The sequence below is a fragment of the Streptomyces sp. NPDC087440 genome (assembly GCF_044744005.1).
Lineage (GTDB): Bacteria > Actinomycetota > Actinomycetes > Streptomycetales > Streptomycetaceae > Streptomyces.
The window spans coordinates 170,471-182,530 of the sequence record NZ_JBIUXN010000010.1; the positions used below are offsets into that span (position 1 = coordinate 170,471).

The window sequence follows — 12,060 nt, forward strand, 5'->3', positions numbered from 1 at the left end:
CGGCATGGAGCAGCACAGCCCTTCGATCCGCGAAGAAGCGGTCGCACTTATGCGCCGAGGCGTCAGCAATCAAGTCGTAGCCGAACGGCTCAATGTCCCACGCGGGACGGTCGGTTGGTGGAGGTCCGAGGACCGCAAGAAGCGTGGCGAACTCTACGAGCAACCCACCGATTGCCCCATGTGCACGGGTCGCACCTTCGACCGCGAGGCGTACTCGTACCTCCTTGGCCTCTATCTCGGCGACGGTCACATCGTCTCGAAGCCTCGCCAGCGCCACCTGTCCATCTACTGCGGTGACGCGTGGCCCGGCCTGATCGAGGCGGCTGAAGCGGCCATCCTCGCCGTGATGCCACTCCATGGTGCAGGTCGCCGTCAGAAGCAGGGCTGCGTCGAGGTCAAGTCATACACCGTCCATTGGACTTGCATGTTCCCCCAGCACGGCCCCGGCAAGAAGCACGAGCGCCTCATCGCCCTCGAAGAGTGGCAACAGGACATCGTCGATGAGCACCCCTGGCCCTTCATCCGTGGCCTCATCCACTCCGACGGCTGCCGGAACATCAACTGGACTACCCGCCTTGTAGGCGGTGAGCGGAAGCGGTACGAGTACCCGCGCTACATGTTCACCAACGTTTCCAGCGACATCCTTCGGCTTTACACCGACACACTCGACAAGCTCGGGATCGAGTGGAAGGACTGCACCCGGCACGGCAATCGATACAACATCTCCGTGGCCCGACGGGCGTCCGTCGCTCTGATGGACGCCCACGTCGGGCCCAAATACTAGCCAGCAAGCCCTACTTGGGGCTGTCGTCCTCGCCGATGTGGTGGATGCGGACGAGGTTGGTCGAGCCGGGGACGCCGGGCGGGGAGCCCGCCGTGATGACCACCACGTCGCCCTTCTGGCAGCGGCCGATCCGCAACAGCTGCTCGTCCACCTGGGCCACCATCTCGTCCGTCGAGTCCACCTTCGGGCCGAGGAAGGTCTCCACGCCCCAGGTGAGGTTCAGCTGGGAGCGGGTGGAGGGTTCCGGCGTGAAGGCCAGGAGCGGGATGGGCGAGCGGTAGCGGGAGAGGCGCTTGACCGTGTCGCCGGACTGGGTGAAGGCGACGAGGAATTTAGCGCCGAGGAAGTCGCCCATTTCCGCCGCCGCGCGGGCGACCGCACCGCCCTGGGTGCGGGGCTTGTTCCGCTCCGTCAACGCAGGGAGTCCCTTGGCGAGGATGTCTTCTTCCGCTGCCTCCACGATGCGGGACATCGTGCGGACGGTCTCGATGGGGTACTTGCCGACGCTGGTCTCGCCCGAGAGCATCACCGCGTCCGTGCCGTCGATGACCGCGTTGGCGACGTCGGAGGCCTCGGCGCGGGTGGGGCGGGAGTTCTCGATCATGGAGTCGAGCATCTGGGTGGCGACGATGACCGGCTTCGCGTTGCGCTTGGCCAGCTTGATGGCGCGCTTCTGGACGATCGGGACCTGTTCGAGGGGCATCTCGACGCCGAGGTCGCCCCGGGCCACCATGATGCCGTCGAAGGCGGCGACGATGTCGTCGATGTTGTCGACGGCCTGGGGCTTTTCGACCTTGGCGATGACGGGTACCTTCCGGCCCTCCTCGCGCATGACGCGGTGGACGTCTTCGATGTCGCGGCCGCTGCGGACGAAGGAGAGGGCGATGATGTCCGCTCCGATGTTGAGGGCCCAGCGGAGGTCTTCGATGTCCTTCTCGGAGAGGGCGGGGACGGACACCGCGACGCCGGGGAGGTTGAGGCCCTTGTGGTCGGAGACCATGCCGCCTTCGATGACCTTGGTGTGGACGCGGGGTCCGTCGACCGAGGTGACTTCGAGGGTGACCTTGCCGTCGTCGACGAGGATGCGTTCGCCGGTGGTGACGTCGGTGTTGAGGCCGTCGTAGGTGGTGCCGCAGGTGTGGCGGTCGCCTTCCATGGGTTCGACGGTGATGGTGAACTCGTCGCCGCGTTCAAGGAGTACGGGGCCTTCGCGGAAGCGTCCGAGGCGGATCTTCGGGCCTTGAAGGTCGGCGAGGATGCCGACGCTGCGGCCGGTTTCGTCGGACGCTTTCCGTACGTGCTGGTAACGCTCCTCGTGTTCGGCGTAGGTGCCGTGGCTGAGGTTGAAGCGGGCGATGTCCATTCCGGCTTCGACCAAGGCCTTGATCTGGTCGTATGTGTCGGTGGCGGGGCCCAGGGTACAGACGATCTTTGCTCGGCGCATACCTCCGAGCCTAGGGCTTACCGGCGGGTAGGTAATTGGCGTTGCGTGACTACTCAACAACCTTTGCATGAAAGGTTATTGACAAGTGTTGAATTGTGCGCGGGGGTGCTCTGATGAGCAATTCCCGTGTTCGTGTTCAGAGTTGCGGCGGGGCCATGGTGAAGCGGGCGTTGACGTGGGCGTAGACGGTCTGGCGCTGGGGTTCGAGGTCGAGGGCGGGGGCGGATTCGGCGGCGACGGCGGAGCGCATGAGGGGGCCGCCGCCGTAGCCGACGGCCATGTCCATCGGGGAGCTTTCGCTGCCGTCGTCGGCGAGTTCGAGGAGGGCGACGAGGTGGGTGCCGAGGGCTTCGGCGTAGGCGCGGGCGCGGGCGACGGCTTCGTGGACGGCCTGGGTGCGGGCCTGGGCGTAGACGGGTGAGGTGGGGCGGAGTTTCCACCAGGGGCCGTCGACGCGGGTGAGTTCGAGGTCGGAGAGGCGGGTGGTGAGTTCGCCGAGGGCGGTGAAGTCGGCGAGTTCGGCGGTGACGTGGACGCGGCCGTGGTAGGCGCGGACGTGTTCGCCGCGGCCCTTGCGGGCGAGTTCGGGGTTGATGGAGAAGGAGCCGGTTTCGAGTTTTTCGACGGCGTCGCCGTAGGTCTTGATGAGGTCGAGGACGGCGGCGTTGCGGCGGGTGAGGTCGTCGAGGGCGGCGCGGCGGTCGGTGCCTCGGGCGCTGACGGTGATGCCGATGCGGGCGAGGTCGGGGTCGACTTCGAGGCGGGCTTCGCCGCGGACGGCGACGCGGGGTGCGTCGGGGGTGCCGTAGGGGGCGGTGGCGGTGGGGATGCCGGTGGTCATGCGGGGGCTCCCTGGGTTGGCGTACGCGTGCAGGTCGGCGGCGTACTCGTCGTGCACGCGCCGGTCGGTGGCGTACGCGGTGGTCGTGCGTGCACGCGTGGTCGGTCGGTGTGCGCGCACGGGTCGGTGGCGTAGGTCCACTGTGGCATCCGGGTGTGACATCGGGGAGTCACCGGATCGAAACCTGTCAGGGGTGTCGCGTTGGGCGGGTGTGGGTCAGAATCTACGCGCGTTGTGCATGGGCAGCGCAGGGATCGCTGTGTGGACGAAGGAGTTCAAATGCCGCTGAATCGGCGGAAGTTTCTGGGGCAGGCCGCTGCGACGGGTGCCGGTGTGGCGCTGGCGGGCGGTGTCGCGGGGTCCGCGGAGGCCGCCGGGCACGGTCATGGCGGTCATGGGCACGGCGGTCAGGGTCCGGGCCGGCCGCCGAAGCGGTACTCCTTCACCGTGATGGGGACGACGGACCTGCACGGCAATGTCTTCAACTGGGACTACTTCACGGACAAGGAGTTCGACGACAAGGCGCACAACGACGTGGGTCTGGCGAAGATCTCGACGCTGGTGAATGCGGTGCGCCAGGAGAAGGGCCGCCGCAATACGCTGCTGATCGACGCGGGCGACACGATTCAGGGCACCCAGTTGTCGTACTACTACGCCAAGGTCGACCCGATCACGGCGAAGCGCGGTCCGGTGCATCCGATGGCGCAGGCGATGAACAAGATCGGCTATGACGCGGCGGCGCTCGGCAATCACGAATTCAATTACGGAATTCCGGTGCTGCGGAAGTTCGAGGAGCAGTGCGATTTCCCGCTGCTGGGTGCGAATGCGCTGGATGCGAAGACGTTGCGGCCCGCGTTCCGTCCGTACAGCATGCACCGTCTGCGCACGCCGCACGGCCGTGATGTGAAGGTGGCCGTGCTCGGTCTCACCAACCCGGGCATCGCGATCTGGGACAAGCAGAACGTGCAGGGGAAGATGGTGTTCCCGGGGCTGGAGGAGCAGGCGGCGAAGTGGGTGCCGAAGCTGCGGTCGATGGGTGCCGACGTGGTGATCGTCTCGGCGCACTCGGGTTCGTCGGGCACGTCGTCGTACGGTGACCAGCTTCCGTACGTGGAGAACGCGGCCGGTCTGGTGGCGGAGCAGGTCCCGGGCATCGACGCGATCCTGGTCGGGCACGCGCACACGGAGATCCCGGAGTATTTCGTCGAGAACAAGAAGACCGGCAAGAAGGTCGTCCTGTCGGAGCCTCTGAAGTGGGGTCAGCGGCTGACCCGGTTCGATTTCCAGCTGGTGTGGGGCAAGGGCGGCTGGGCGGTGGAGAAGGTGCAGGCGAGCGTCCTGAACTCGAACACTGTCGCCGAGGACCCGCGGATCACCGGGATGCTCAGTGACGAGCACAAGAAGGTCGTCGCGTACGTCAACCAGGTGATCGGCACGTCGACGGCGGCGATGACGACGGCGGAGGCGGCGTGGAAGGACGAGCCGCTGATCGACCTGATCAACCTGGTGCAGGTGGAGACGGTGAAGGCGGCTCTGGCGGGCGGGCAGTACGCGGCGCTGCCGGTGCTCTCGCAGGCGTCCTGTTTCTCGCGTACGGCGTCGGTCCCGGCCGGGCAGATCACGATCAAGGATGCGGCGGGTCTGTACCCGTTCGAGAACACGCTGGAGGCGCGGCTGTTGACGGGTGCGCAGATCAAGGAGTACCTGGAGTATTCGGCGAAGTACTACGTGCAGACGCCTGCGGGTGGTCCGGTGGACACGGCGAAGCTGACGAACGCCGAGAACACCCCGGACTACAACTACGACGTCGTGTCGGGTCTGACGTACGAGATCGACATCGCGAAGCCGAAGGGTTCGCGGATCGTGAAGCTGTCGTTCGGGGGGAAGCCGCTGGACGAGAAGGCCGAGTTCGTGTTCGCGGTGAACAACTACCGGGCGAGCGGTGGTGGTGCGTTCCCGCACATCGCGTCGGCGAAGCAGCTGTGGGCGAATTCGGAGGAGATCCGGAACACGATCATCACGTGGGTGAAGGCGAAGGGGACGGTGGATCCGACGTCGTTCGCTTCGGTGGACTGGAAGCTGACGCGGGACGGTACGCCGGTGTTCTAGGTTTTTGCTGTACGTGATGGGGCCGCGCCCTCCTTCGAAGGAGGGCGCGGCCCCTTTTCGTACCGTCAGACCTTGAGCTTGACGAGGCCTTCGCGCTGGCTGGGGAGCATGGGGCGGGCGGGGGTGTTGAGGCCGAAGGTGGTGAAGGCGGTGCGGGCGGGGAGGGGGTAGGCGTCGGTGCCGGTGAGGTGGTTGAGGATGACGGCGCTGCGCCAGGCGGCGAGGCCGAGGTCGGGGGCGCCGACGCCGTGGGTGTGGCGTTCGGCGTTCTGGACGTAGACGTTGCCGGAGACGACGGGGTCGAGGACGAGGCGTTGGTGTTCGTCGACGCGGGCGCGTTGGGACTTGTCGCGCTTCATGTAGGGGTCGAGGGCGGCGAGGATGCGGTCGACGGGGCGTTCGCGGTAGCCGGTGGCGAGGACGACGGCGTCGGTGGTGAGGCGGGAGCGGGCGCCCTGCTGGTTGTGTTCGAGGTGGAGTTCGACCTTGGTGGTGGCGACGCGGCCTGCGGTGCGGACGTGGACGCCGGGGGTGATGGTGACGTCGGGCCAGCCGCCGTTCTGGGTGCGGCGGTAGAGCTCGTCGTGGATGGCGGCGATGGTGTCGGCGTCGATGCCCTTGTGCAACTGCCATTGGCGGGGCAGGAGTTCGTCGCGTACGCCTTCGGGGAGGGCGTGGAAGTAGCGGGTGTAGTCGGGTGTGAAGTGCTCCAGCCCCAGTTTGGAATATTCCATGGGGGCGATGGCTTCGGTGCGGGCGAGCCAGGTGAGTTTTTCGCGGCCGACGGGGCGGGCGCGCAGCAGGTCGAGGAAGACTTCGGCGCCGGATTGGCCGCTGCCGATGACGGTGACGTGTTCGGCGTTGATGAGGCGTTCGCGGTTGGGGAGGTAGTCGGCGGAGTGCAGGACGGGGACGCCGGGGGCTTCGGCGAGGGGTTTGAGGGGTTCGGGGACGAAGGGGGCGGTGCCGACGCCGAGGACGAGGTTGCGGGTGTAGGTGCGGCCGAGGGCTTCGGCTTCGCCGTCGGTGTCGAGTTGGGTGTAGTCGACTTCGAAGGCGGTGCGTTCGGGGTTCCAGCGGACGGCGTCGACCTGGTGGCCGAAGTGGAGGCCGGTGAGGCTTTCGCTGACCCAGCGGCAGTAGGCGTCGTATTCGGTGCGTTGGATGTGGAAGCGCTCGGCGAAGTAGAAGGGGAAGAGGCGTTCGCGGTCGCGGAGGTAGTTGAGGAAGGTCCAGGGGCTGGAGGGGTCGGCGAGGGTGACGAGGTCGGCGAGGAAGGGGACTTGGAGGGTGGCGCCTTCGATGAGGAGGCCGGGGTGCCAGTGGAAGGTGGGGCGCTGTTCGTAGAAGGCGGTCTTCAGGCCTCCGTGGATGCCGTCGGCGAGGGCGGCGAGGGAGAGGTTGAAGGGGCCGATGCCGATGCCGACGAGGTCGTGGGGCTGGTCGGGCTGAGGGGGCTGGGGGGCCTGCGGGGGCTGGTCGGCGGTCATCGGTGGTGGGGCCTTTCGGGGTGGGCGGGGGTGTGGTGGGTGCAGGTGAGGTCGAGCAGGGCGTCCAGGTCTTCCGGGGTGGTGTGGGGGTTGAGGAGGGTGGCTTTGAGCCAGAGGCGGCCTGCTGCGTGGGTGCGGCCGAGGACGGCGCGGCCTTCGGTGAGGAGGGTGCGGCGCAGGTGGGCGACGTCGTCGTCGGTGGCGTCGGTGGGGCGGAAGAGGACGGTGGTGAGGGTGGGGCGGTCGTAGAGCTCCAGGCCGGGGTGTTTCTCGATGCGGTCGGCGAGGAGGCGGGCGGCGGCGAGGGTGCGTTCGAGGAGTTCGGCGAAGCCGTCGCGGCCGAGGGACTTGAGGGTGACGGCGATCTTGAGGGCGTCGGGTCGTCGGGTGGTGCGCAGGGAGCGGCCGAGGAGGTCGGGGATTCCGGCGTCGGTGTCGTCGTCGGCGTTGAGGTAGTCGGCCTGGTGGGCGAGGGGGCGCAGGGCGGTGGAGTCGGCTACGGCGAGGATGCCGGCGGCGACGGGTTGCCAGCCGAGTTTGTGCAGGTCGAGGGTGATGGTGTGGGCGCGGTCGAGGCCGTGCAGGAGGTGGCGGTGGGCGGGGCTGAGGAGGAGGGGTCCGCCGTAGGCGGCGTCGATGTGGAGGTCGGCGTCGTGCTGTTGGCAGAGGTCGGCGATGTCGGGGAGGGGGTCGATCTGCCCGGTGTCGGTGGTGCCTGCGGTGGCGGCGACGAGGAGGGGGTGGTGGAGGTGGGTGAGGGCTTCGTCGAGTGCGGCGAGGTCGAGGGTGCCGTTGGGGGCGGGTACGACGACGGGTTCGGGGAGGCCGAGGAGCCAGGCGGCGCGGGTCAGGGAGTGGTGGGCGTTGGCGCCGACGACGAGTTGGACGGGGCCGCCGTGTTTTTCGCGGGCGAGGAGGAGGGCGAGTTGGTTGGACTCGGTGCCGCCGGTGGTGATGAGGGTGTCGGGGTGGGGGGCTTGGGGGAAGACCTCGGCGGCGAGGGTGCGGGTGAGGGCTTCTTCCAGGGCGGAGGCGGCGGGGGCCTGGTCCCAGGAGTCCATGGAGGGGTTGAGCGCGGAGGCGGCGAGGTCGGCGGCGACGGCCACGGCGAGGGGTGGGCAGTGCAGGTGGGCGGCGCAGTGGGGGTGGGCGGGGTCGGCGGCGCCTGCGGCGAGGGCGTGCACGAGGGTGCGCAGCGCTTCGTGGGGCCCGGTGCCGGTGTCGGGGAAGAGGGGCTGGGCGGCCTTGTTGAGCTGGGCGGTGGTGCGGGCGGGGCCGCCGGCGGGGAGGGGCCCGGGGCGGTCGGAGGCGCCGGTGGTGAGGGCGGTGAGGACGGTGCCGAGGAGGGGGCGCAGGGCGGGGGGGCCGGTGGGGCCGCCGGCGAGGGGGGTGTGGGTGGGGCTTTGTACCGGGGGGTGTGCCGGGGGGTGTGCCGACGGCGGCGCGCTCATGCGGGTCCTTCGGGGGTGGTGTGGTGCGGGGTGCGGGCACACCAGGGTGTACAGGGATGGGGGTGGGTGTCCGGAGTGGACAACGAGCGCAACTCGAAAGTGGTACGGGGGTGGTGGGGAGGGGGGTTGGGGGTGGGGGCGCTGGTATAGGGGGGTGGGGGGCGTGCGGAGTTCCCGGGGGGGGGTGGGGTGGGGGCGGGTTGGCAACCGGTGCCCGGGTGGGGTGCTGCGCGGGGCCCGAGGCGGGTCGGAACCCGGTGCCCGGGTGGGGTGCTGCGCGGGGCCCGGGGTGGGGCGGTGCCCGGGGGCTTGGTGGGGTGCTGCGCGGGGGCTCGGTCGGGGCGGCACCCGGTGCCGGGGCGGGTTTCTCCCCTACCCGCCCCTTCCCGTAACCCTGCGGGGCAGTTGCACGGTTCCGTGCGGGTGGGTGGGTGGCTGGTCGCGCAGTTCCCCGCGCCCCTGAATGCCTGCCCTTCGGGCGGCATAGCAGGGGCGCGCCAGCGTCACAGCCCGCGGGTCAGCGCACAGCCCGCGCCAGGCACCTCAGCCCGTCCGGCGATTGAGGACGCGCGGGCGCAGCCCGGGCAGGGGGCGAGGGGCGGAGCCCCGGTAGTAACCCGTACTCAGGCGGTGGCGCGGATGCGCAATGCGCGGGACAGGGCGTCGAGTTGGTCGGTGAGTTTGCGGCGCAGGGCCGGGGTGAGGGGGGCCGTGGCGAGGGCTGATTCGCCGAGGGCGAGTGCGGTGGGGGTTGCTGCGTAGGCGGGGAAGGCGTGGGTTCCGGCGGCCTCTGCCATGGCGGGCCCGCGGCGTTCCGCGAGGGCCTGGGCCGCCGGGTAGTAGCGGGAGACGTACGGGGCGAGGAGGTCGGTCTGTTCGGGTTGCCAGAAGCCCTGGGCGGTGGCGGTGAAGAGGTAGTTGGAGAGGTCGTCGGTGGTGAAGAGGCGGTCCCAGGCGGCTGCCTTGGCCTCGGGGGTGGGCAGGGCGGCCCGGCAGCGGGCGGCGCCCTGTTCGCCGGTGGCGCTGGGGTCGCGGGCGAGTTCGCGGGCGATGGCCGCGTCGTCGGTCGCGCCGAGTACGGCGAGCCGGTTCAGGATGCTCCAGCGGAGTTCGGGGTCGAGGAGGGGGCCGCCGGGGACGCTGTCGTTGTCGTACCAGTCCTGGATGCTGTCGGGCTGGCTCGCGGCGTCGATGAAGTGGCGTACGGCGACCAGGCGCAGGCCCGGGTCGTTGCCGTCCTCGGTGCGGCGCATGAGGTCGCGGCAGAGGTCGGTGAGGGTGGTCAGGGCGGCCGGGCGGTCGTCGGGGCGGAGGTAGCGGTCGGCGATCTGCTGGGAGGCGAACGCGAGGACGCCTTGCACGACGGAGAGGTCGCTCTCGTGCGGGAGGTGGGCGCGGGCGGCGTCGAGGTAGGCGGTGGGCGGGAGTTGGCCGTCGCGGACCATGTCGCGGGCGGCGTTCCAGACGACGGCTCGGGTGAGGGCGTCGGGGAGGCCTGCGAGGGAGCGCAGGGCGGTGTTCCAGGAGTCGGGGTCGAGGCGGACCTTGGCGTAGGTGTGGTCGCCGTCGTTGAGGAGCAGCAGGGCGGGCCGCCGCCCGGGGCGGGGCGCGGGGGCTTCGGACTCCCCTGCGGGGGCTTCGGACTCCCCTGCGGGGACGTCGAGTTCGTGGCGTTCGCGCAGGACGAGGGTGTCGGCGTCGACCAGGTCCTGGTCGTACGCGCCGACGGTGATCCGGTGCGGGCGGGTGCCGGTGTGGGTGATGTCGAGGGTCCAGCCGGCGTCGGTGTCGGTGACGGTCGGGGTGAGGGTGTCGACGCCGGTCGTGCGGAGCCAGGACGCGGCCCAGGCGTGGACGTCGCGGTCGGTGGCGGTGGCGAGGTTGTCGAGGAGGTCGGCGAGGGTGGCGTTGGCGAACTTGTGGCGGGTGAAGTGGGTGTTGATACCGGCGAGGAAGTCCTTCTCCCCCATCCAGAAGACGAGTTGGCGCAGCGCGGAGGCGCCCTTGGCGTAGGAGATGCCGTCGAAGTTGAGGAGTGCGGTGGCGGTGTCGGGGACGGCTTCGGGGTCGGGGGCGACGGGGTGGGTGGAGGGGCTCTGGTCGGCGTCGTAGCCCCAGGTCTTGCGGGCGATGGCGAAGGCGGTCCAGGTGTCCTTGAAGCGGGTGGCCTCGGAGAGGACCTGGTAGGCCATGTACTCGGCGAAGGACTCGTTGAGCCAGATGTCGTCCCACCACTGGAGGGTGACGAGGTCGCCGAACCACATGTGGGCCATCTCGTGGGCGATGGTCGTGGCGCGGGACTGGCGCTGGGTGTCGGTGACGGCGGACTGGAAGACGTAGGTGTCGCGGAAGGTGATGAGTCCGGGGTTCTCCATGGCGCCCGCGTTGAACTCGGGGACGAAGGCCTGGTCGTAGGAGTCGAAGGGGTAGGGCTCGTCGAACTTCTCGTGGTAGCGGTCGAAGCAGTTCTTGGTGACGGCGAGGATTTCGTCGGCGTCGCGGTCGAGGTGGGGGGCGAGGGAGCGGCGGCAGTGCAGGGCGAAGGGCAGGCCGGCGTGTTCGGTGCGGAGGGTGTGCCAGGGGCCGGCGATGACGGCGACGAGGTAGGTGGAGATGAGGGGGGTGGGGGCGAAGGTGTGCCGCCCGTCGGTCGCGGGTGCTGCGGGCACGCTGTTGGCGGCGACGCTCCAGCCCTCGGGGGCGGTGACGGAGACCTCGAAGACGGACTTGAGGTCGGGCTGGTCGAAGGCGGGGAAGACGCGCTGGACGTCGTCGAGGAAGAGCTGGGTGTAGACGTACGTTTCGCCGTCGGCGGGGTCGGTGAAGCGGTGCATGCCTTCGCCGGTGCGGGAGTAGCGCATGGCGGCGTCGATGCGGAGTTCGTGGTCGCCGGGGGTGAGGCCGGTGAGGGGGAACCGGTTGTCGGCGAGGTCGGCGGGGTCGAGGGGGTGCCCGTCGAGGGTGATGGAGCGCAGGGTGGCGGGCTTGAGCTCCAGGAAGGTGTCGCCGGTGGTGCGGGCCGTGAAGTGGATGACGGTGCGGGAGTCGAAGGTGTCGTCGCCCTGGGTGAGGTCGAGGTCGACGGTGTAGCGGCGGGCGTGGATGAGCTGGGCGCGGGTCTGGGCTTCGGGGCGTGTCAGTACGGGCATGGGGACATGGTCGCCGATGCGGGCCCTTTCCAGGGGGGCTCCGGGGCTACGGGGCTCTGCGTGCGGTACGGGGGCGGGCCGGGGCCCCTCTGGACGTGCGTCCGGCGGGGGGCTTGACCTCGGGCCGGTGCCGGGCTGCCCCGGCGGCGAGAGGGCCGGAACGGGGGCGGGCCGGAGTCGGGCGGGCCGCCCCCTTGCCCGCCCGTCCCGCCCCCGGGGGGCGGCCCCGCCGCCCAAGGGGGCGGGGGGGGAAGGGGGCGAGGGGGAAGGGGGCGAGGGGCGGAGCCCGAGGAGGCGGCTCCGCCGCGGGGGGCTATGGCTGCCCGGAGGGCATGCCATCAGGGGCGCGGGGAACTGCGCGACCAGCCACGACGCACCCGCACGTGCAACACCTCAGCCAACGCCCCGCACGGGACCGAGCCCCCCCGTCACTCCGTAGGCGCGTCCGCGATCTGCTCGTGGTGCCGGATGACCTCCGCGATCACAAAATTGAGGAGCTTCTCGGCGAACGCGGGGTCCAGTTTGGCGGACTCCGCCAACCCCCGCAGCCGCGCGATCTGGCGGGCCTCGCGGGCCGGGTCGGCCGGTGGGAGGTGGTGTTCGGCCTTGAGGTGCCCCACCTGCATCGTGCACTTGAAGCGCTCGGCGAGCATGTGGACGACGGCCGCGTCGATGTTGTCGATGCTGTCGCGGAGCCGGTCGAGCTCCGCCCGTACAGCCGGGTCGACGGGTCCGGCCGGACCGGCGGGAGCCGCGGGATCGGGGGTACTGGTGGTCATGGTCAAGCAGCTT

Annotated in this window: 8 protein-coding genes; 2 read left to right on the forward strand and 6 right to left on the reverse strand. The window is 70.0% G+C overall.

The genetic code is table 11. The features are described from left to right. The first annotated feature begins 4 nt into the window (after positions 1-4). Positions 5-784: a helix-turn-helix domain-containing protein gene (locus tag ACIO3O_RS21225; protein WP_401748047.1), complete on the forward strand. Its 780-nt coding sequence runs from the start codon at positions 5-7 to the stop codon at positions 782-784. 10 nt (positions 785-794) lie between these two features. Here the strand turns inward: ACIO3O_RS21225 and pyk are convergent, their stop codons facing one another. Both pyk and ACIO3O_RS21235 read right to left on the reverse strand, forming a co-directional pair. Then, on the reverse strand, positions 795-2,228 hold the full coding sequence (pyk, locus tag ACIO3O_RS21230; protein WP_401748050.1) for a pyruvate kinase: 1,434 nt from the start codon (positions 2,226-2,228) through the stop codon (positions 795-797). Positions 2,229-2,364: 136 nt separating this feature from the next. Then, complete coding sequence (locus ACIO3O_RS21235) at positions 2,365-3,069, reverse strand: SIMPL domain-containing protein (RefSeq protein ID WP_401748271.1); 705 nt, start codon at positions 3,067-3,069, stop codon at positions 2,365-2,367. A 279-nt stretch (positions 3,070-3,348) separates the two neighbouring features. On the opposite strand from ACIO3O_RS21235, the gene ACIO3O_RS21240 reads away from it, so the two are divergent. Next, the gene (locus ACIO3O_RS21240) at positions 3,349-5,178 is read left to right on the forward strand and encodes a 5'-nucleotidase C-terminal domain-containing protein (RefSeq protein ID WP_401748053.1); all 1,830 of its coding nucleotides are present in this window, start codon (positions 3,349-3,351) and stop codon (positions 5,176-5,178) included. A gap of 65 nt (positions 5,179-5,243) precedes the next feature. Here ACIO3O_RS21240 and ACIO3O_RS21245 read toward each other — a convergent pair whose 3' ends face one another. The 4 genes from ACIO3O_RS21245 to ACIO3O_RS21260 form a co-directional block, all read right to left on the reverse strand. Beyond that, entirely contained in the window at positions 5,244-6,668 is a 1,425-nt protein-coding gene (locus tag ACIO3O_RS21245; RefSeq protein ID WP_401748056.1) for a lysine N(6)-hydroxylase/L-ornithine N(5)-oxygenase family protein, read from the reverse strand. Further along, positions 6,665-8,119, reverse strand: coding sequence for a pyridoxal phosphate-dependent decarboxylase family protein (locus ACIO3O_RS21250; protein WP_401748058.1), 1,455 nt, complete (start codon positions 8,117-8,119; stop codon positions 6,665-6,667). Before ACIO3O_RS21250 ends, ACIO3O_RS21245 begins: the two co-directional genes overlap by 4 nt. Before the next feature lie 623 nt (positions 8,120-8,742). Next, on the reverse strand, positions 8,743-11,268 hold the full coding sequence (pepN, locus tag ACIO3O_RS21255) for an aminopeptidase N (protein ID WP_401748061.1): 2,526 nt from the start codon (positions 11,266-11,268) through the stop codon (positions 8,743-8,745). Between the two features lie 428 nt (positions 11,269-11,696). Further along, entirely contained in the window at positions 11,697-12,047 is a 351-nt protein-coding gene (locus tag ACIO3O_RS21260; protein ID WP_401748064.1) for a chorismate mutase, read from the reverse strand. Positions 12,048-12,060 lie beyond the last annotated feature (13 nt).